Origin of the sequence: Pseudomonas sp. SZ57 (genome assembly GCF_009495975.1) — a bacterium.
Taxonomy (GTDB): Bacteria; Pseudomonadota; Gammaproteobacteria; order Pseudomonadales; family Pseudomonadaceae; genus Aquipseudomonas; species Aquipseudomonas syringae.
In genome coordinates, this window is the sequence record NZ_WIBD01000034.1 from 1 (window position 1) to 19,428 (window position 19,428).

At 56.0% G+C, this 19,428-nt stretch carries 21 protein-coding genes; 11 read left to right on the plus strand and 10 right to left on the minus strand.

Annotation, left to right across the window (positions count from 1 at the left end; all coding sequences use genetic code 11):
- The 7 genes from GE543_RS27275 to grxD form a co-directional block, all read left to right on the plus strand.
- Positions 1–312 (plus strand): hypothetical protein (locus tag GE543_RS27275; RefSeq protein WP_218571930.1); only part of this gene is annotated, 312 nt, incomplete at its 5' end.
- Positions 313–357: 45 nt separating this feature from the next.
- A complete protein-coding gene (locus GE543_RS28040; protein WP_371927261.1) occupies positions 358–747 on the plus strand; it encodes a DNA/RNA non-specific endonuclease in 390 nt (129 codons plus the stop codon).
- Between the two features lie 23 nt (positions 748–770).
- Positions 771–1,100 carry a hypothetical protein gene (locus GE543_RS24905; RefSeq protein ID WP_032699401.1) on the plus strand — a complete coding sequence of 110 codons (330 nt, stop codon included), beginning with the start codon at positions 771–773 and terminating at the stop codon, positions 1,098–1,100.
- A gap of 242 nt (positions 1,101–1,342) precedes the next feature.
- A complete protein-coding gene (locus GE543_RS24910) occupies positions 1,343–1,816 on the plus strand; it encodes a hypothetical protein (protein WP_052739358.1) in 474 nt (157 codons plus the stop codon).
- Positions 1,817–2,716: a PoNe immunity protein domain-containing protein gene (locus tag GE543_RS24915; protein WP_153222595.1), complete on the plus strand. Its 900-nt coding sequence runs from the start codon at positions 1,817–1,819 to the stop codon at positions 2,714–2,716.
- Positions 2,717–2,979: 263 nt separating this feature from the next.
- Positions 2,980–5,088 (plus strand): molybdopterin oxidoreductase family protein, encoded by a 2,109-nt coding sequence (locus GE543_RS24920; RefSeq protein WP_153222596.1) that lies wholly within the window; start codon positions 2,980–2,982, stop codon positions 5,086–5,088.
- Between the two features lie 88 nt (positions 5,089–5,176).
- Positions 5,177–5,503 carry a Grx4 family monothiol glutaredoxin gene (grxD, locus tag GE543_RS24925; protein WP_002554852.1) on the plus strand — a complete coding sequence of 109 codons (327 nt, stop codon included), beginning with the start codon at positions 5,177–5,179 and terminating at the stop codon, positions 5,501–5,503.
- 125 nt (positions 5,504–5,628) lie between these two features.
- On the opposite strand, the gene bfr is transcribed toward grxD, so the two are convergent.
- From bfr to pyrC, 4 genes are all read right to left on the minus strand, one after another.
- Complete coding sequence (gene bfr / locus GE543_RS24930) at positions 5,629–6,099, minus strand: bacterioferritin (RefSeq protein ID WP_002554851.1); 471 nt, start codon at positions 6,097–6,099, stop codon at positions 5,629–5,631.
- A gap of 200 nt (positions 6,100–6,299) precedes the next feature.
- Positions 6,300–6,518 (minus strand): bacterioferritin-associated ferredoxin, encoded by a 219-nt coding sequence (locus GE543_RS24935; RefSeq protein WP_003350768.1) that lies wholly within the window; start codon positions 6,516–6,518, stop codon positions 6,300–6,302.
- 209 nt (positions 6,519–6,727) lie between these two features.
- Complete coding sequence (rnt, locus tag GE543_RS24940; protein WP_003412908.1) at positions 6,728–7,405, minus strand: ribonuclease T; 678 nt, start codon at positions 7,403–7,405, stop codon at positions 6,728–6,730.
- Positions 7,402–8,445 (minus strand): dihydroorotase, encoded by a 1,044-nt coding sequence (gene pyrC / locus GE543_RS24945; RefSeq protein ID WP_153222598.1) that lies wholly within the window; start codon positions 8,443–8,445, stop codon positions 7,402–7,404. The genes rnt and pyrC overlap by 4 nt, the downstream gene beginning before the upstream one ends.
- Before the next feature lie 149 nt (positions 8,446–8,594).
- Between pyrC and GE543_RS24950 the strand changes: the two genes are divergently transcribed.
- The gene (locus GE543_RS24950; RefSeq protein WP_003412907.1) at positions 8,595–9,497 is read left to right on the plus strand and encodes an OmpA family protein; all 903 of its coding nucleotides are present in this window, start codon (positions 8,595–8,597) and stop codon (positions 9,495–9,497) included.
- 120 nt (positions 9,498–9,617) lie between these two features.
- A complete protein-coding gene (locus tag GE543_RS24955) occupies positions 9,618–10,835 on the plus strand; it encodes an argininosuccinate synthase (RefSeq protein WP_003412906.1) in 1,218 nt (405 codons plus the stop codon).
- Between the two features lie 347 nt (positions 10,836–11,182).
- On the opposite strand, the gene GE543_RS24960 is transcribed toward GE543_RS24955, so the two are convergent.
- The gene (locus GE543_RS24960) at positions 11,183–11,710 is read right to left on the minus strand and encodes a hypothetical protein (RefSeq protein ID WP_153222599.1); all 528 of its coding nucleotides are present in this window, start codon (positions 11,708–11,710) and stop codon (positions 11,183–11,185) included.
- Between the two features lie 1,278 nt (positions 11,711–12,988).
- Here GE543_RS24960 and GE543_RS24965 point away from each other — a divergent pair.
- On the plus strand, positions 12,989–13,615 hold the full coding sequence (locus GE543_RS24965; protein ID WP_002554843.1) for a response regulator transcription factor: 627 nt from the start codon (positions 12,989–12,991) through the stop codon (positions 13,613–13,615).
- Positions 13,616–13,770: 155 nt separating this feature from the next.
- On the opposite strand, the gene GE543_RS24970 is transcribed toward GE543_RS24965, so the two are convergent.
- From GE543_RS24970 to metG, 4 genes are all read right to left on the minus strand, one after another.
- Positions 13,771–13,953, minus strand: coding sequence for a PA3496 family putative envelope integrity protein (locus tag GE543_RS24970; RefSeq protein ID WP_003363588.1), 183 nt, complete (start codon positions 13,951–13,953; stop codon positions 13,771–13,773).
- Between the two features lie 106 nt (positions 13,954–14,059).
- On the minus strand, positions 14,060–14,698 hold the full coding sequence (gene nth / locus GE543_RS24975) for an endonuclease III (RefSeq protein ID WP_003418503.1): 639 nt from the start codon (positions 14,696–14,698) through the stop codon (positions 14,060–14,062).
- Positions 14,695–15,570, minus strand: a complete 876-nt coding sequence (gene rsxB / locus GE543_RS24980; protein ID WP_003412898.1) for an electron transport complex subunit RsxB — start codon at positions 15,568–15,570, stop codon at positions 14,695–14,697. The genes nth and rsxB overlap by 4 nt, the downstream gene beginning before the upstream one ends.
- 128 nt (positions 15,571–15,698) lie before the next feature.
- Positions 15,699–17,747 carry a methionine--tRNA ligase gene (gene metG, locus GE543_RS24985; protein WP_153222600.1) on the minus strand — a complete coding sequence of 683 codons (2,049 nt, stop codon included), beginning with the start codon at positions 17,745–17,747 and terminating at the stop codon, positions 15,699–15,701.
- A 185-nt stretch (positions 17,748–17,932) separates the two neighbouring features.
- On the opposite strand from metG, the gene apbC reads away from it, so the two are divergent.
- Positions 17,933–19,027: an iron-sulfur cluster carrier protein ApbC gene (gene apbC, locus GE543_RS24990; protein WP_003412894.1), complete on the plus strand. Its 1,095-nt coding sequence runs from the start codon at positions 17,933–17,935 to the stop codon at positions 19,025–19,027.
- A 137-nt stretch (positions 19,028–19,164) separates the two neighbouring features.
- On the opposite strand, the gene GE543_RS24995 is transcribed toward apbC, so the two are convergent.
- Positions 19,165–19,374: a cold-shock protein gene (locus GE543_RS24995; protein ID WP_002554837.1), complete on the minus strand. Its 210-nt coding sequence runs from the start codon at positions 19,372–19,374 to the stop codon at positions 19,165–19,167.
- Between the last annotated feature and the right edge of the window lie 54 nt (positions 19,375–19,428).

Below are 19,428 nucleotides of genomic sequence, written 5' to 3' on the forward strand. Positions count from 1 at the left end.
TGCAGGACGGCAAGAACAGCCTGGTCACCTCCAGCCATCGCCTGGCAGGTTGGCAGCATCGCGACGGGCGTAGGTGGCGCAGCGAAAGGCAGCGTGGCGCTGGCCAAGGCAGGCATCAAGGTTGGCGGTGCGCAGCTTGAAAAGATTCCTGAGATCGCTAGAATCGAGAAGCTTGCGGCGAAGAATGCTAAAAATTCGAATCCGATTAGATCTATGACGGACTCTGAGGCGGGCGCACTTGTTGAACGGAATTTTTTAGAGGCGAAGCCCTCGGGTAAGGCTTTAAGAGAAGTCGAAGTGAGTTCTGGTTAAAAAGGAGCTTGGTCCAAAGAGCTAAACAAACCCGAGCCAAATACCATTTACAAGGTTGATGGGAATAAAGTCTACCAAATAGATGAATTAGGTCGCGTCGACAAAGTTGAGTCTAGTCTTTCCTTGAATAGGAATGATCGAAATACCTACCAACAGTGTGTGGCCGGAAAGTGCGGTATTGATGGCGATGAGGGCGGTCATTTAATTGCTAGTATCTTTAATGGCCCAGGTGTACGTCTTAACTTATTGCTCATGAACGGAAATCTAAATAAGGGTGTATGGAAGTCCATGGAGAATAAGTGGGCATCAGCTCTTAAAGAAGGGAAGTCGGTAGATGTGAAAGTTGAACCTGTACATAATGGGCAGTCTGTCCGCCCTGAGAAGTTTACTGTGACATATAAAATGGGCTCGGAGCGCCTTGTGAGAGAAACCTAAGTCAACAGTCCAGGAGGCCTATAATGAATGATGACGAAATCTATCAAGGCATTGGTGAGATTCTAGTAGCAATTGCCCCCGCCGGCGCGCAAGAAATAATTCTAGACGCTGAGCTGTCTTTGGAAAATGATCATTGTAAACTACTATTCGACTATGTCGGAGAAAATGGCGAGAAAAAGTGGTTTTTACCTGAAACAGCTAGAGTGGATAGCGACCTATTTGACCTTCTAGTGAAGATGAGGGTTTTTTTTGAAACCAATAAATTGTATATGGAGGGAAAGCCATGGACAGGATGTATAGTAAGGCTATCGTTGGATACGATGAAGATAGAGATAGATTTTAAATACGATTAGTTTTATTGAGGTGGTTGCAGGAGGCGATAAGTCTAGTTGGTATTTTAAAAATGCTGCGGGCCGATATTTTGGTAGGTGTAAGCGAGTTGTTTAATAATGATCATAGGGGTGATATCGGGATTTTTTGGAGTTAAGAAGAAAATTCTGCTGCTGAAATTCCAGCAGCCTCTGTAAACGCTAAAGTAGGACTACGAGAAGCCTTCAGTTTTCTAGCCAAGCCAGAGTAATATCAGCTTTGGTTTTTGCATGAAGAGAGCAATCTTCTACAGCAGCATCCACAGAAGAGCATCATCGGTGACGTCATGGGGGGTGAACAAATCAAGACACTGGTGCCAGGTGCTGAAAAAATTGGCAGGGCTCCTGATATTGGCCAGACTGGCATTGATGATTTGTACAAGGTAGACAAGCCAGGCGTTGACTACCTGATTGTTGAGTACAAATTTGGCTCGTCGAAGCTGAAGCCGACTAGAGATGGTCTTCAGATGAGTGATGATTGGATGACGGGTGCGACAACTAATTACAACCGCATTCTTGAGTCGGTGGATGGTGATGCTCAAATGGCGAGAAACATCCGTGACTCCCTACTTTCGGGAAGGGTTGAGAAGTGGCTGGTCCATACCGATCCATTTGGCAAGGTCACAGTCGGAATATTGGACAAAGGTGGAAAGTTTGTTGAGGGCCCTGTCGCAACATCAAAACTCATAGGGAGGAACTAAATGATACGCGCACCGCTCGGCAATGCTATCTACTGGGAGAAAGTCGTCACTGACACTGATAGCTATATTGCAAAGTCTCAGGGGCTTCTGCTTCAGCCGAATGCAAATCCTGATTATGCTCCTCAATACGCCTTTGAGATCGGGCAAGATCACTGGCACCAAATCCTGCGCAAATACTCTGCGGGACACCCAGTAACTGACTTGGCGCGCTACTTCCCCGGTCTATTGGACGCTTGGGAGGAAGCTGAACGTCTCGGAGCTACGGTATGGACTCCAGAGCAGCAATTCACGCGGCACCACTGGCGTGTCAACTATGACCATTACATCATTTGCTTCTGGCTGGTCGGGCTGGCATTGGCGCTTGAAATTCCACGCGACCAATGGCGGCGCTTGCTGATACTGATAGGCAATGACGGCGAAGACCTACTACTAGATCGAGTCATAGCCAGCCGTAATCCGGAACGAAAAATCGGAGACGTGCTTCTTTCTCCCATGCCCTATGCACGATTGCTGAAGGCAGTAGATGCGCCAGCAGATTCGCAAGCATCGCAGCTTAAAGGCTTTGTTGAGCACTGGTACAAGGACGTACGCATTGGAGCCAAATCCGGAGCAGACCCGCAGGCGGTCAGCTACAGGCACCCTTATTGGTATACCTATGGCGACGAAAACTTTGAAGGCGGAGCCTATTTTGGTCGCTGGTGTGTAGAAGCAGTAGCGGTGGTGAAAGCTTTTGGAATAGATGACTCGCTTTGTCTAGGCCATGAACATTATCCAGGAGACCTTTTGAGACCTGATGGCCCAAGTACTCACCCTGTCAGAGAGATTGTAGAGCCCTCTGCACCTGAGGTTGTTTCAGAAAGAAAACCTGGGTTGTTCGCTCGTATTCTTAAAAGGTTCTAGCCTAATAGGTACGTGATTTCCACACAACCCTCGGCACCGTCATGGCATTTTCAGCACGTGTCTGATGGCGTAGTTTAACAACGTGCTTTTTGATACGGAGATTGCTGCAAAACGCCCTTAACCAGATATCGATTCATTAGAACATCCGCGCGCCTGATGCCCCTCGATTCACGGGCCGAACATCAGTGGCGCGGGGCATGGCAAGGCAGCATAGTGAGTGTTCGGCAATCAACCGGATTGCCATGACAAGATCTGAGGCTGTGATGACCCGGACTGAACACTACCGAGCCTGCCACCTGTGCGAGGCCATTTGCGGTCTTGTGATCGAGACCTTCGTGGAGGCGGATTCTGCGCCGCGCATTGCCTCGATCAAGGGCGACCCGCTGGACACGTTCAGCCGCGGTCATATCTGCCCCAAGGCGGTTGCGCTGCAGGACATCCAGAACGACCCTGATCGCTTGCGCCAGCCGATGCTGCGCAGTGGTGATCAGTGGCAGCCGATTGCCTGGCAGCAGGCGTTCGATCTGGTGGCGGAGCGGCTTTACGCCATTCAGCAGCGTCATGGGCAGAACGCGGTAGCGGTCTATCAGGGTAATCCCAGCGTGCATAACTACGGGTTGATGACGCACAGCAATTACTTTCTCGGTCTGCTCAAGACCCGCAATCGTTTTTCGGCCACGTCGGTCGATCAGTTGCCGCACCACCTCAGCAGTTTCCTGATGTATGGCCACGGCATGCTGTTGCCGATTCCGGATATCGATCACACCGATTTCATGCTGATTCTCGGCGGTAATCCGTTGGCCTCCAATGGCAGCATCATGACGGTACCGGATGTCGAAAAACGTCTGAAAGCAATCCAGCAGCGCGGCGGCAAACTGGTGGTCATCGACCCGCGCCGCAGTGAGACGGCTGCCATCGCTGACCAGCATCTGTTCGTACGTCCGGGCGGTGATGCGGCGTTGCTGTTCGGGCTGCTCAATACGCTGTTCGAGGAGGGGCTGACCCGCGAGAGCCATTTGCCTGTCGACGGCCTGGAGAAGGTTCGCCACGCCATTGCCGGTTTCACTGCAGAGGCCATGAGCCCTCGCTGCGGTATTGCTGCCGAACAGATCCGGCAACTGGCGCGGGATTTCGCGGCCGCTGACAAGGCGGTGTGTTATGGGCGAATGGGCGTGTCGACTCAGACCTTCGGCACGCTGTGCCATTGGCTGGCACAACTGATCAATCTGGTGACTGGCAACCTGGACCGTGTGGGTGGCGCACTCTGTACAGAGCCCGCCGTCGACCTCGTCAGCTCGACATCCGGCGGTCATTTCAATCTGTGGCAAAGCAGGGTGTCGGGCCTGCCGGAGTATGGCGGGGAGTTGCCGGTCTCGGCGCTGGCCGAGGAAATGCTTGTGGACGGGGAGGGGCAGGTTCGCGCGCTGGTGACCGTTGCGGGTAACCCGGTTCTGTCAACGCCCAACGGCCGTCAACTGGAGCAGGCGCTCGAAGGGCTTGAGTTCATGCTCAGCATCGATCTTTACATCAACGAGACCACTCGCCACGCCGACTTGATCCTGCCGTCCACCTCGGCACTGGAAAATGATCACTACGACACCACCTTCAACACCCTGGCAGTGCGTAACGTCACGCGCTTCAATCGGGCCATTTTCGACAAGCCCGAAGGTGCGCTGCACGACTGGGAGATTTTCGTCGGGCTGGCCAGCGCCTTTGCCGACAAGGCCGAGCGGGCGCTGAAACCCACGTTGCCGCCTGCGCAGATGATCGATCGCGGGCTGCGTGCAGGCCTCTATGGCGACGCATCACCCCATAAGCTGTCACTGGAGACCCTGGACAGTCATCCGCACGGTCTTGATCTGGGGGCGTTGAAGGCCAATCTTGCACAGCGCCTGAAGACCGCCAATGGGCGCGTTCAGGCCGCGCCTGAGGTGATCATGGCCGACCTGGCGCGCTTTGCAGCCGAGCCTGCTCCCCAGGCCGGTGAGTTGCTGCTGATTGGCCGCCGGCATGTGCGCAGTAACAATTCCTGGATGCACAACTACCATCGGCTGGTGAAGGGCAAACTCCGGCATCAACTGTTGATGCATCCTGATGATCTCGCGTGCCGCGGTCTGAGCGACGGCCAGCAGGTCCGGGTCAGCTCCCGGGTCGGGATGATCGAGGTTCAGGTGCTGGGCAGTCTGGACATGATGCCCGGGGTGGTCAGCCTGCCGCACGGTTGGGGGCATTCACGTGCTGGGGTAAAGATGGCGATCGCGCAGAGCCTGCCTGGCGTCAGTGCCAATGACCTGACCGACGAACGGCAACTCGACGCGCTGTCCGGCAACGCGGCGTTGAACGGCGTACCGGTGCAGGTCGTGGCGTGTTAAGCCTCAAGACAGAGCGTCATGCTCGGGATTTCGTTACAATGCGCCACCGTGCCGACAACTGAGTCGGATATTTCAGCCGAGGTGCTCCATGGATATCATCGAAACGATCAAAGAGCAGATTGCCAACAACACCATTCTGCTTTACATGAAAGGCGCTCCGAACGCTCCGCAATGCGGCTTTTCGGCCAAGGCTTCCCAGGCATTGATGGCGTGTGGCGAAAAGTTTGCCTACGTCGACATTCTGCAAAACCCTGAAATCCGCGCCAACCTGCCAAAGTACGCCAACTGGCCGACTTTCCCGCAACTGTGGGTTGCCGGTGAGCTGGTCGGTGGTAGCGACATCATCACCGAGATGATGGCTGACGGTTCGTTGCAGACGTTGGTCAAGGAAGCATCCGCCGCCAAGGCCGAGTAAAGCCTCGCGCAGAGCGTCGCACGATAGTCGCGATTATCGCCTCCTACGCTCCAGCAAGGTTTTACGCACAAGAAAAAGCCCGCTCTCGATTGAGGCGGGCTTTTTCATTGCGGCGCGATGGGGAATCAGTCACCCATCTGCGACTGCAGGTAGTTCTCGATACCGACTTTGACGATCAGACCCAACTGAGTCTCCAGCCAGTCGATTTGCTCTTCCTTGGGCTCAAGGATGTCTTCCAGCAGCTCACGGCTGCCGAAGTCACCGACTGTCTCAAAGTGAGCGATCGCGGCTTTCAGATCGGCCAGACCTTTTTGCTCGATCTTCAGGTCGCACTCCAGCATTTCCTTGGTGTGCTCACCGATGAGAATCTTGCCCAGGTCCTGCAGGTTGGGCAGCCCTTCCAGAAACAAGGTGCGCTTGATCAGCTTGTCAGCGTACTTCATCGCATGGATGGACTCTTTATATTCGTGGCCACCCAGCTTTTTCAGACCCCAGTCTTCGTACATGCGCGCATGCAGGAAATACTGATTGATAGCGACCAGCTCGTTCCCGAGGATCTTGTTGAGATGCTGGATGACGGTAATGTCGCCTTTCATGTTCGAGGTCCTGCCGGTGGCTTGTGTATATAAGTGCCGAGTGTGAGCTGCGCTTAAACGCCTGTCAAACCTAAGTTGTTGAATAATAAGTGAAATTAAATAGGAATAAGAATGTTTGAGTTCCGCATCTTGACGCTAAGCGCTTGAATTACAGGCATAAAAAAACCGGACGTGGTGTCCGGTTCTTTAAAAGAGGGGGTTCAGGCAGCTGAAAATTTTGCCGGATAGGCCAGCAAGGCATGGCTGGTTTGCAGCTCGGTCAGCGTATCACGCACCACTTCCTTAGCAAGGCAGGCGCATTTTCCACATTTACTCGCAACACCCAGTGTTTCACGGACTTCACGATAACTGCAGCAGCCTTCCAGAATTGCATCCCGGATTTGACCGTCGGTGACACCTTGGCAGAGGCAAACATACATAAGCTATGGACCGTCGCTGGTTTATTGCTTGGTGCCGAGGAGCTTAATGTTAATGAGAATGCTTGTCAAAACTGTTTTGGGTTGTATTCAGATCGAGCGATGAGCGGTTGCTTTCGCAGGAAACGCTTCTTGGGTATGCCCTCTGAATCGTCCCGCTGCAGGCATGAAAAAACCGGCACAAGGCCGGTCCATTCACGGACGTGTCGACCTCAGTCGTCGAAATCTTGCCAACCGCCCATTTCTTTCCAGCGATTGACGATGCCGCAGAACAGCTCGGCCGTCTTCTCGGTGTCATAGCGGGCCGAGTGCGCCTCGCGACCGTCGAAGTCGATGCCGGCAGCCTGACAGGCCTTGGCCAGCACGGTCTGACCATAGGCAAGGCCGGCGAGGGTGGCGGTGTCGAAGCTGGAGAACGGGTGAAACGGGTTACGCTTCATGTCCATCCGCGCGACGGCGGCATTGACGAAGCCGAGGTCGAAGCTGGCGTTGTGGCCGACCAGCACCGCGCGTTTGCAGCCATTGGCCTTGAGGGCCTTGCGCACGCCGCGGAAGATGTCGTTCATCGCGGTTTCTTCGCTGACGGCCATGCGCAGCGGGTGATCGAGCTTGATGCCGGTGAACTCCAGCGCCGCCGCTTCGATGTTGGCACCCTCGAACGGTTCTACGCGGAAGAAATAGGTGTGTTCCGGGAACACGAAGCCTTTTTCATCCATGCCGATCGTCACCGCAGCGATTTCCAGCAAGGCATCGGTGGCTGAATTGAAACCGCCGGTTTCTACGTCGACGACTACTGGCAGGTAGCCGCGAAAGCGCGCCGCCATCGGGTGACGGGAACCGCCGCCACCGCCGTGGCCTTCGTGTTCGTCGTCAAAATGATCTTCACTCACGCGTGTTCCTCCAGACGCCAGCGCAGCTTTTCACCAGCACGCAGCGGGATAACAGTCAACTCGCCAAATGGCAGGCTGGCAGGGGCGGTCCACTCGTCACGCACCAGCGTGATGGTGTCCTGATTGGCGGGCAAGCCGTAGAACGCCGGACCGTGGAGGCTGGCGAAGCCTTCCAGCTTGTCCAGAGCGTTACGCTGCTCGAAAGCTTCGGCATACAGCTCGATGGCTGCGTAGGCGGTGTAGCACCCGGCGCAACCGCAAGCGTTTTCCTTGGCATGCTGTGCATGCGGCGCCGAGTCGGTGCCCAGGAAGAACTTGCCGCTGCCGCTGGTGGCTGCGTCGAGCAGGGCCGTCTGATGCGTATTGCGCTTGAGGATCGGCAGGCAATAGAAGTGCGGACGAATCCCGCCGACCAGCATGTGATTACGGTTGTACAGCAGGTGATGCGCGGTGATGGTCGCCGCGACATTGGCTGAAGCTTCATTGACGAACTGCACCGCTTCACCGGTGGTGATGTGTTCGAACACCACCTTCAGGGCCGGGAAGCGCTCGACTACACGACGCAGGTGCTCATCGATGAAGACCTTTTCGCGATCGAATACGTCGATTTCGCCACGTGTCACTTCCCCGTGCACCAGCAACAGCATGCCGACTTCGGCCATGGCTTCGAGGGCAGGGAAGATCTTGTCGATGCTGGTGACACCGGAATCGGAGTTGGTGGTCGCGCCGGCCGGATACAGCTTGGCCGCGTACACGAAGCCACTGGCCTTGGCGGTGCGGATGTCGTCGGGCGTGGTCTGGTCGGTGAGGTACAGCACCATCAACGGCTCGAAGCGGCTGCTGGCCGGGCGTGCAGCCAGAATGCGCTGGCGATAGGCATCGGCTTGCTGCGCGTTGCGTACCGGAGGCACGAGGTTGGGCATGATGATTGCGCGGCCAAAAGTTCGCGCTACGTCAGCAACGGTATGAGGCAAGACAGCTCCGTCACGGAGGTGAATATGCCAGTCGTCGGGACGCAGGAGGGTCAGGCGGTCAGACATTGGGGATTCCAGGCGGGTCAAACTCGCTGGGAATGCTACCGGAAAAGACTCTCTCAGGCATCCGCTATCAAGTTTTGCATGAAGTTACCGATAGCTCCCTTGTCAGTCGGTAATTTTCTGTTTCGCGTTCATTTCCAGTGGAGCCTCCCGTGCGCCAGCGATATTTAGCCCTGCTCAGCATGTTTGCCAGCCTCCCGGCGATGGCTATCAGTTTCCAGACGCGTCTGGAGAGCATTGAGTGGAAGGTCGAAGGCGATCAGTTCGAGTGCCGCCTGACTCAACCGATCACCGACTTCGGTGCCGGTGAGTTCGTGCGCCGCGCGGGCGAGCAGGCGACGTTTCGCCTCAAGGCTTCATACAACATGCTCGGTAATGGCTCTGCGACGCTGCTGGCCGCTGCGGCGCCCTGGCAGCCGGGACGTGGCGATATCAACCTGGGATCGGTGCGCGTCAGCAATGGCGATATTCCCTTCAATACCTCTCAGGCCCAGGCCGGACGTCTGATCAGTGGTCTGATGGACGGGCGCAGTCCGCTCATTCGCCACTACACCCGCGACGGCGGCCAGATGGAAGTGCGGTTGCTGCCGGTCAAGTTCAGCAAGGCATTCAGCGATTACCAGGCATGCACTGCCAAGCTGCTGCCGATGAACTTCGATCAGATCAAACAGGCTGAAGTGGGTTTCCCTGGCGGCGGTATCGAGCTGGATGCGCGTGCCAAGGCGCGTCTGGACAACATGGTCGCCTATTTGAAGGCCGACCCGACCGTGAACCGTATCGAGCTGGACGGTCATTCGGATAACAGCGGCAATCGCCTGACCAACCGTGACCTGTCCCGCCGTCGCGCGCTGGCGGTCATGGATTATTTCAAGGCTCAAGGCATACCCGAGCAGCAAATCACCCTGCGCTTTCATGGCGAGCGCTACCCGCTGGCGCCTAACACCAATGAAGCCAACCGTGCGCGCAACCGTCGGGTCAACGTGCACCTCGAGCGCGTTGCGCCCGATGAGCGCCCGGTACCGGTTGCGTCTGCCAGCGCAGCACACACCTCTTAAAGCCTGTAAAAAGCATCTGTCAGACGTCGCCTTGTCGTCACAAGCTGTCGCGCCCCTGTAAATTTGCTGGTTTGAACGGTAGAATCAGCGGTTTTCCGTACAACCCGGTGGAGTGATGGCATGGCGGACGTAAACAAGGTAGTTCTCGCGTATTCCGGTGGCCTGGATACTTCGGTAATCCTCAAGTGGCTGCAAGATACGTACAACTGCGAAGTGGTGACCTTTACCGCTGACCTGGGTCAGGGTGAAGAAGTCGAGCCGGCACGCGCCAAGGCGCAGGCCATGGGCGTGAAAGAAATCTACATCGATGACCTGCGCGAAGAGTTCGTGCGCGATTTCGTCTTCCCGATGTTCCGTGCCAACACCGTCTATGAAGGCGAGTACCTGCTGGGTACCTCCATCGCCCGTCCGTTGATCGCCAAGCGTCTGATCGAGATCGCCAACGAAACCGGCGCTGACGCCATTTCCCACGGCGCAACCGGCAAGGGTAACGACCAGGTGCGTTTCGAGCTGGGTGCCTACGCGCTCAAGCCTGGCGTCAAGGTCATCGCTCCGTGGCGCGAATGGGATCTGCTGTCGCGTGAAAAACTGATGGACTACGCCGAGAAGCACAACATTCCGATCGAGCGCCACGGCAAGAAGAAATCCCCGTACTCCATGGACGCCAACCTGCTGCACATCTCTTATGAAGGCGGCGTGCTGGAAGACACCTGGACCGAGCACGAAGAAGACATGTGGCGCTGGACCAAATCCCCTGAGGACGCGCCAAACGTTGCAACCTACCTTGAGCTGACCTACCGCAATGGCGACATCGTTGCGCTGGATGGCGTCGAAATGACCCCGGCCACCGTGCTGGCGACCCTGAACCGCATCGGCGGCGAAAACGGTATCGGCCGTCTGGATATCGTTGAAAACCGTTATGTGGGCATGAAGTCCCGTGGCTGCTACGAGACGCCGGGTGGCACCATCATGCTGCGCGCTCACCGCGCCATCGAATCGATCACTCTGGACCGCGAAGTCGCCCACCTCAAGGACGAACTCATGGCCAAATATGCCAGCCTGATCTACACAGGTTACTGGTGGAGCCCTGAGCGTCTGATGCTGCAGCAGATGATCGACGCGTCCCAGGCTCACGTGAACGGCGTTGTGCGCCTGAAGTTGTACAAGGGCAATGTGATCGTCACCGGTCGCAAGTCGGATGATTCGCTGTTCGACGCCAACATTGCCACGTTCGAAGATGACGCAGGTGCCTACGATCAGGCCGATGCAGCGGGCTTCATCAAGCTCAACGCATTGCGCATGCGGATTGCAGCCAACAAGGGCCGCAAGCTGTTCTGATACCGCAAGTTGTTCGACAAGTGCAGCCCATTCAGGGCTGCACTTCAAATACGCTCGGCAGGGTCATTCCTTCCAGGCGTCATGTAAAAAGACGTTGAACCAGTGAAGTCAGTGGTTGATAGATGGGGTACATGTGCTATGCAAGATAGCAGCGTGTAGCCGACGGCAGAAATATCATGTGTCACAGGTATTCAGTCGTTGAGTATCTTCTTACCGCTAGCGTCGAAAAAGTGCTTATTTGTTTTAGTATTTTCCTACAACAGCTGTAGAAGTTCAGGGCAGGGAATAACAGAGTTTCCCGTCGGCTCCCTGAAACGTATCGCGCTGTTTGTTTTTTGCGTCGTTATTCAGCGCTTGTCGCTCTCCTGTCGTTGCCTGAACTCAAACCGGTACGCCTTGCCAATGCCGAGTACCTGGCGAAGGCTCAGATCGAGTATCCGGGCAATCTCGGACGCGGTGTAACCCAATGCCGAGTAATGCATGGCGTGACCTGCAACCACGTCATCGATGTCCGTAGCGTCATCAAGGGCCTCCCTGCTGGGGGTACGCAGGGGCTGGCTGAGGTTGATGGTCACGCCATTTTCTGTGGCCAGCCGGCGAACATCCCTTTTATTCATGCGCAATGAATACTGTAGCGCGGTGAAACCGGCGCCCTTGGCCGCCAGGTACTTCAGTTGCTGTACTTTGCCCGCGAGTTCAAGTCTGTGTTCCTCGGCAGGTTGTGTACGCGCTGATGAAGGGGTGGCTAATCCTGCGGTCTCTCCTTCGGGTATGACTGCAATAACACCACCGCTGGCAACAAAGGCTTCCACTGCGGTGGTGAGATCGGACGCGGTGGGCGTTGATGACCGCGTACGAGCGTATTTAGTGTTCATGGTACATCCCTTTTTGAACATGGTTATACACAGCGCCCAACTCAGAAGAGTTGCCAGGCGCCCTGAGAGTTTCCAGAAAACAGCGATGCCGGATCGGCTATATACCCAGTGCCCGAATTCATCCGCCGCGCACTACATGAAGCCTGCTTGAACGCATCGCTGATGAAGTGCGCAGGTACAGTACACAGCGGCAGGAATTCATATAGCTGCGCGTGTTCAAGGGCGGTAAGTAATAAAGTTGCTGTTAAAAAAGTAACGACTGGTAATAAATTTTGCAAGGGGAAAATGGCGGGTTACAGGAATTGATTGAGCGGTTTTTATAGTGTCTTACGAGTTGTAAAGTTGCGTCCATTAATCGTGTAGTCCGTTTCCTATTCGAAAGAACGTGTCTGGCTTTGAAATGAAAAATGGTATTTGCTACTTGTCGAAAGAGCTACTTATGGTCTTGAATGATGTAGGTTTATGCTAGGGTGTCTGTAAGATTTTGCGACACTAAGGCGGTGGAGCTTGCTGGATAACGCCATGTCAATGAGCGGTTCGTAGAGGTGTGGCACTTTGAGTCTTTGCGTTTGTTTGTAGGATTTTTCTTGATGTCTTGTGAGGTTTTTCCTTAAATAAATATTTGTACGAAATTCTGTAAATAATGTGTAATTTTTAAACCTTGTTTACGTATGTAGCGTGTGGAATGTATCCAATGGTCTCCGATCATCGGTGTGCAGGGTAGGGCATCCGCATGCAGAGACTTTTTCAGTCGCCCTGCCACAGGGGCGTTATGTGCAGGTATCGCTTTCCATGCGGCAGACCGATAGCCGTGGGCTGTGACAGCAGGCGTGCGCTACCCGGATGCGCAAGGAGCGACCTGTTTTTAAATGATTCAGCTAAAGGGAATTGGTTTTAAGTTGCTGGCGATAAGCCATGTATTGGGTCGGTTTGTGACACTGATGCAGGAATGCGCTGGCAATACTGTTAACAGGTGCAGCAGGGTCTCGTTTTGAATGCAAGTGTTCGGCGGTCGCCTGTTGTACGCATTTATCCACTGATGCTGCGATGCTTGTGCTGCGGCGATCAGCAACAATATTCACCAGGTTCCGAAAAGGAAGGCTCTGTGAGAATTAATAAAAAATGTACGTTTCTGCCAAGTATTGTAGGAAGTTTCTGCTGTAATTGTAGGAATGGTCTTTGGCTGTCAGTCCACAAGGGTGAGCGCCATGCAAAGCAGTAAACGACTAAGTTATTGTGCTGGCTCTGAAAATTCGAATAGCGAAAAATGGACTGCCCATGAATAAAGTGCTGATCGTGGATGATCACCCCGTCATTCGCCTTGCTGTACGCATGCTGATGGAGCGTCATGGCTATGAGGTCATCGCGGAGACTGACAACGGTGTGGATGCGCTGCAACTGGCGCGTGAGCACCTCCCGGATATCGTCATTCTTGATATCGGTATCCCCAAGCTCGACGGGCTGGAGGTAATCGCCCGTCTGTCAGCCATGACGTTGCCATTCAAGGTTCTGATCCTCACCTCCCAGGCGCCGGGCCACTTCTCCATGCGCTGCATGCAGGCCGGGGCCGCCGGCTACGTCTGCAAGCAGCAGGATCTGACCGAGCTTCTCAGTGCCATCAAGGCGGTGCTGTCAGGGTACAGCTACTTTCCCAACCAGGCGTTGCACACTGTTCGCTCCAGTATGGGCAACGCGAGTGAGTCGGATATGGTTGACCGACTTTCCGGCAGGGAGATGATGGTTCTGCAGCAGTTGGCCCGAGGCAAGACCAACAAGGAAATTGCAGACGGCATGTTTCTGAGCAACAAGACCGTCAGCACGTATAAAACGCGTTTATTGCTCAAGCTCAACGCGCATTCGCTGGTCGATCTGATCGAGCTCGCGCAGCGTAACGGGCTTGTCTGAGTAAGGGATTGTCTGGAAAGAGTCGTGGCTGATGCCCGGTCGTGCAGATCAGCTATCGAGCCTTCATTTTCCGTATTGATCACGTATTGAAGCCTCTTCTGCGAGAGGCTTCAAATGCCTTGATCGAGCAAGTCAGTGCCAGGTTTCAGGGCTGCCTAGAAATCGAAGTCGTAATCAGCCAACTGCTTCTGCAAACGCCGCTCTTCAAGCAGGTTGTCGATGGTGCGTCGTTTGCTCAGGTTGGTCTTCGCCGGCTCGACAGTCACTGGTTCTGTGTCGTCCGTGTCGACGGAGACGAGGTCGTCGTCCACGTCCAGTTGTTCGTTGTCAGTGCTCATGAAGTCGACTCCAGGGCTTGGGCTCTCTGGCGCTTCTTATATCGACAATCCACAAGTCGGTAAAAAAGATTTTTTCAATCGACAAGACAGCAATGAGCTGTCTGGCTCAATCGTCGGACGTTTTTGCCTTGTAATCGCACAGATCTTCTATACGGCAACTGCCGCACCGCGGTTTACGGGCCTGGCAAACGTAGCGCCCGTGCAGAATCAGCCAGTGATGAGCGTCGAGCAGGTAGTTTTTCGGCACAAATTTCATCAGTTGCCTTTCCACCTCCACCACATTTTTCCCTGGCGCGATGCCTGTGCGGTTGCTGACGCGAAAGATATGCGTGTCTACCGCCATCGCGATCTGGCGGAAAGCGGTGTTGAGCACCACGTTAGCGGTTTTGCGTCCGACGCCCGGCAGCGCCTCAAGTGCTTCCCGGGTTTGCGGTACTTCACCGTTGTGCAGCTCCACCAGCATGCGGCAGGTTTCGATCACGTTTTTGGCTTTGCTGTTGTAAAGGCCGATTGTCTTGATGTACTCGGAAAGCCCCTCTACCCCCAGTTCGTGGATGGCCTGTGGCGTGTTGGCTACCGGGTAAAGCCTGGCAGTTGCCTTGTTGACGCTTACGTCGGTGGCCTGGGCGGAAAGGATGACGGCTATCAACAGTTCAAAAGGCGTGGTGTAGGCCAATTCGGTTTTTGGGTCCGGATTGTCCTCATGCAGCCTGCGAAAGATTTCCTGGCGTTTTGCGGCGTTCATGGGCGGCGCTTTTCCTCGGAGTTAGCCTGTTCGGGAGGCGGCAGAAGTGCTGCGAGTGTCTGCTCGGCAGCTTCGTATTCGCGCTGCAATTCCACAAGCCTGGCGGCCTGCTCCGCAATGGGAGGATGACCAAACGCCTTGAGCGACTTGTTGAGTTGCGCGCGGCTCATGGCCAGCGCAATTCGGGCTTTTTTCAAGGCTTCATCCGGTCCGGCAGGCTTGTCGTTCCGGGCGAGTGCCACAGCGGATCGAGGCAGCACGTCACGAGCGGATTCAACGCGCTGCGACCGCGCAAGGCGCTCTGCCAGGCGCTTTTGCTGTTCACGGTGCAAGCGTGCATTTCGTGCTTCGAAACGCATCCGGGCATGGCTACGCTTGCGCTGCCGCGCCTCCTGCAGCTCGGGGGTAGGAGCCAGACCGCCGACGATGGGCGTGACAGTTGCCAGTGGCAGCGGGTGCATTTCAATGCAATCCACCGGGCACGGCGCAACGCACAGATCACAGCCTGTGCATTCATCGATGATCACGGTGTGCATCAGCTTGGCTGCGCCGAGAATGGCATCCACGGGGCAGGCCTGAATGCATTTGGTACAACCGATGCACTCTGCTTCGCGAATGAAGGCAACCTGTGCAGGTGCAGTGCCGCGTTGCATATCCAGTGTCAGGGCCGGAACAGACAGCAGTTCGGCCAGCTGGGCTATCGTTTCGTCGCCGCCCGGGGGGCACTTGTTGATGGCTTCGCCGCCAGCGATACCTTCGGCGTAAGGCTTGCAGCCGGGATGGCCGCACTTGCCGCACTGAGTCTGCGGCAGAAGGGCGTCGATACTGCGGATGAGGTCCACGTCGGGAAGCAGGCGAATCAATTCAGTCATGGTCTTGCCAGGTGACCAACAGGTGTTCTGTCTATCGAGAGAGCAGCATTATCGGACAGATCAGGGGGCTTGCGAATGCGCAAAGGCCCGGGATCCGCCTGATGGCAGGATACCGGGCCTCGCGTCGTTTACTTGATGCGCTGGCCTGGCTTGGCGCCGCTGTCGGGGCTGAGCAGATAGATCTCCTCTCCGCCGGGGCCTGCTGCCATCACCATGCCTTGCGAAGTGCCGAAGCGCATTTTTCGCGGCTTGAGGTTGGCGATCATCATGGTCAGACGGCCTTCGAGTTCGGACGGGTTCGGGTAGGCGCTCTTGATGCCTGAAAAGACAATACGCTGCTCGTCGCCGATGTCCAGGGTCAGACGCAGCAGCTTGTCGGCACCCTCTACCTGTTCGGCCTTGAGAATCAGCGCGACGCGCAGGTCGATGGCGGCAAAGGCGTCAAAGTCGATTTCCGCTGACAGCGGGTCTTTGGCGAGTTCGCCATTACCGGCAGGCGCGGTGTCCGCCGACGAGTCGGTAGCGGTCAGGTCTTCTTTGGAGGCAGTGGCCATGGCCTCGACCTTAACCGGGTCGATACGGGTCATCAGTGCCGAGAACGGGTTGAGCTGATGATTGGCCAGCAAGGTCTTGTGGTCTTCCCAGGTCAGTGGTTCGACGTTGAGGAATTTTTCTGCATCGGCGGCCAGATTCGGCAGGACCGGCTTGAGGAAAATCACCAGCTGGCGGAACAGGTTGATGCCCAGCGCGCATACGGCCTGGACTTCATCCTGCTTGCTTTCCTGTTTGGCCAGCGCCCATGGCGCCTTTTCCGCGATGTAGGCATTGGCACGGTCCGCCAGGGCCATGGTCTCGCGCATGGCGCGGGCGAAGTCGCGGGCTTCGTAGGCGTCGGCAATGCTGGGTGCAGCCGCCAGAAACGCGTCGGTCAGCTCGGGCGCGGCATTGGCTTCGACCATCACACCGGCGTTGCCCTTGTGAATGAACCCGGCGCAACGGCTGGCAATGTTAACAACCTTGCCGATCAGGTCGGAGTTGACCTTTTGCACGAAGTCTTCGAGGTTCAGGTCGAGGTCGTCGACGCCACGGCCCAGCTTCGACGCGTAGTAATAGCGCAGGTACTCGGGCGGCAGGTGGTCGAGGTAGGTGCGCGCCTTGATAAAGGTGCCGCGCGATTTCGACATTTTCTGGCCATTGACGGTCAGGTAGCCGTGGACGTTGATGCCGGTCGGTGTGCGCAAGGCCGCGCCTTCCAGCATGGCAGGCCAGAACAGCGCGTGGAAGTTGACGATGTCCTTGCCGATGAAGTGATAGAGCTCGGTGGTCGCGCCCTTTCCCCAGTACGCATCGAAGTCCAGGTCTGGACGACGCGCACACAGGTTCTTGAAGCTGGCCATGTAGCCGATCGGCGCATCAAGCCACACGTAGAAGTACTTGCCGGGCTCGTCGGGAATTTCAAAGCCGAAATAGGGCGCATCGCGGGAGATATCCCACTGCTGCAGGCCACTGTCCAGCCATTCGGCGATCTTGTTGGCAACCGCATCCTGCAGGGTGCCGCTGCGTGTCCAGCGCTTGAGCATGGCGTCGAATGCAGGAAGGTCGAAGAAGAAGTGCTTCGAGTCCTTGAGCACCGGCGTGGCACCGGAAATCGCCGACTTGGGGTCTTTCAGGTCCGTCGGGGCATAGGTAGCGCCACACTTTTCACAGTTGTCGCCGTACTGGTCCTCGGCCGCGCATTTCGGGCAGGTGCCCTTGATGAAGCGGTCGGCCAGGAACATTTTCTTTTCCGGGTCGAAGTACTGGGTAACCGAGCGCGTCGCGATATGACCTGCATCGCGCAGGCGCTTGTAGATCATGCTCGACAGCTCGCGGTTCTCGTCCGAGTGCGTTGAGTGGAAATTATCGAAATCCACCAGGAAGTCGGCAAAGTCGGCGCTGTGTTCGGCCTTGACGTTGGCGATCAGTTGCTCTGGCGTAATGCCTTCCTTTTCGGCACGCAGCATGATTGCCGAGCCATGGGCGTCGTCCGCGCAGACATAGATGCATTGATTGCCGCGGTGCTTCTGAAAACGCACCCACATGTCGGTCTGGATGTACTCGAGCATGTGGCCAAGGTGGATGGAACCATTGGCATAGGGCAGGGCGCTGGTAACGAGAATCTTGCGTGGCTCGGACATGGGGCTCGGCTACTTGAAGTGAAACGGAGACCGGCCACTATAAAGGTCTGAACGATTTTTTTCACCCGTGCGGTTGTGGGAATGCTCCTGAAAGGTTGGGCGTGGTTCAGTGAAATCATGTGGGCTGCTGGCAGAACAGGTACGATAGTCGGCTGTTCCAGTCAGTCTTTTTACGGAGTAAGCCCATGAGCGCAGTCAATCGCGCAGCGGTGGAGACGATTCTTCGCCAGTACACCGACCCCTATCTGAATCAGGATCCGGTCACTGCCGGTTGCGTCCGGTCCATCGATATTCAGGGGGCACAGGTCAGCGTGCAACTCGAACTGGGCTATGCCGCCGACCTGTTCAGGAACGGCTGGGCGCAAGTGTTGAAAACGGCCATCGAGAATCTGGACGGCGTCAGTTCGGCCACCGTTGCCATCAGCAGCGTGATCAGCGCGCACAAGGCCCAGAGCCAGATTCCGGGGCTTGCCAATGTGAAAAACATTGTCGCCGTCGCGTCCGGCAAGGGCGGTGTCGGCAAGTCCACGACCGCCGCCAACCTGGCCTTGGCACTGTCTCGCGAGGGCGCTCGCGTCGGTATCCTCGATGCCGATATCTATGGGCCGAGCCAAGGGGTGATGTTCGGTATTCCCGAAGGCACGCGGCCGAAAATCAAGGACCAGAAGTGGTTCGTGCCGGTCGAGGCGCATGGTATCGAGGTGATGTCGATGGCCTTTTTGACCGACGACAACACGCCGATGGTCTGGCGCGGACCGATGGTGTCGGGGGCGTTGCTGCAACTGGTCACGCAGACTGCCTGGAATGATCTGGATTATCTGGTTATCGACATGCCGCCCGGCACCGGCGATATCCAGTTGACGCTCGCGCAGAAAGTCCCGGTGGCGGGTGCCGTGATTGTCACCACGCCACAGGATCTGGCTTTGCTGGATGCGAAAAAGGGTGTCGAGATGTTCCGCAAGGTCAACATTCCGGTGCTGGGCGTGGTGGAAAACATGGCGGTGCACATCTGCTCCAACTGCGGCCATGCCGAGCATCTGTTCGGTGAGGGTGGCGGCGAGAAGCTGGCGACGCAGTACGATGTCGAGCTGCTGGCGTCACTGCCGCTGTCGATGCTGATTCGCGAGCAGGCAGATGGCGGCAAGCCTACGGCGATTGCCGAGCCGGAGAGTCAGATTGCGATGGTGTATCAGGAACTGGCACGTCACGTTGGTGCGCGGATCGTGTTGCAGGAAGCTGCAAGTCCAGCCATGCCGACGATTTCGGTAAGCGACGACTGATTGCATAGCGATGATCGGGCGGGGGAGGTGCTTTGCTTCTCTCGTTCTGGTCAGGTGTTCAGCCAGTGAGAGGTCAAAAGGCGGGCAATAAAAAACCCCGCTTTTGAGGGCGGGGTTTTTAAGCGAATCAGTACAAGTTAGATAACTTGAACTTCTTCAGCTTGCATGCCTTTCTGACCGCGGGTAGCGATGAAAGAAACCTGTTGGCCTTCTTTCAGGCTTTTGAAGCCGTCGGATTGGATAGCTTTGAAGTGCACGAACAGGTCGTCACCGGATTGTGGAGTGATGAAGCCGAAGCCTTTTTCATCGTTGAACCACTTAACGGTACCAGTTTGGCGATTGGACATAGTATATCTCCTTGGACAAAGTTAACTGCGGCGTAGGAAGAGCCCTGGCCGAGA

Coding starts and splice junctions, on each gene's coding strand:
- GE543_RS24915 (WP_153222595.1), top strand. CDS start 1,817: ATGATACGCGCACCGCTCGGCAATGCTATCTACTGGGAGAAAGTCGTC.
- GE543_RS24995 (WP_002554837.1), bottom strand. CDS start 19,374: ATGTCCAATCGCCAAACTGGTACCGTTAAGTGGTTCAACGATGAAAAA.
- grxD (WP_002554852.1), top strand. CDS start 5,177: ATGGATATCATCGAAACGATCAAAGAGCAGATTGCCAACAACACCATT.
- GE543_RS24965 (WP_002554843.1), top strand. CDS start 12,989: ATGAATAAAGTGCTGATCGTGGATGATCACCCCGTCATTCGCCTTGCT.
- rsxB (WP_003412898.1), bottom strand. CDS start 15,570: ATGACTGAATTGATTCGCCTGCTTCCCGACGTGGACCTCATCCGCAGT.
- GE543_RS24935 (WP_003350768.1), bottom strand. CDS start 6,518: ATGTATGTTTGCCTCTGCCAAGGTGTCACCGACGGTCAAATCCGGGAT.
- bfr (WP_002554851.1), bottom strand. CDS start 6,099: ATGAAAGGCGACATTACCGTCATCCAGCATCTCAACAAGATCCTCGGG.
- nth (WP_003418503.1), bottom strand. CDS start 14,698: ATGAACGCCGCAAAACGCCAGGAAATCTTTCGCAGGCTGCATGAGGAC.
- pyrC (WP_153222598.1), bottom strand. CDS start 8,445: ATGTCTGACCGCCTGACCCTCCTGCGTCCCGACGACTGGCATATTCAC.
- apbC (WP_003412894.1), top strand. CDS start 17,933: ATGAGCGCAGTCAATCGCGCAGCGGTGGAGACGATTCTTCGCCAGTAC.
- GE543_RS24905 (WP_032699401.1), top strand. CDS start 771: ATGAATGATGACGAAATCTATCAAGGCATTGGTGAGATTCTAGTAGCA.
- GE543_RS24920 (WP_153222596.1), top strand. CDS start 2,980: ATGACCCGGACTGAACACTACCGAGCCTGCCACCTGTGCGAGGCCATT.
- GE543_RS24955 (WP_003412906.1), top strand. CDS start 9,618: ATGGCGGACGTAAACAAGGTAGTTCTCGCGTATTCCGGTGGCCTGGAT.
- GE543_RS24960 (WP_153222599.1), bottom strand. CDS start 11,710: ATGAACACTAAATACGCTCGTACGCGGTCATCAACGCCCACCGCGTCC.
- metG (WP_153222600.1), bottom strand. CDS start 17,747: ATGTCCGAGCCACGCAAGATTCTCGTTACCAGCGCCCTGCCCTATGCC.
- GE543_RS24970 (WP_003363588.1), bottom strand. CDS start 13,953: ATGAGCACTGACAACGAACAACTGGACGTGGACGACGACCTCGTCTCC.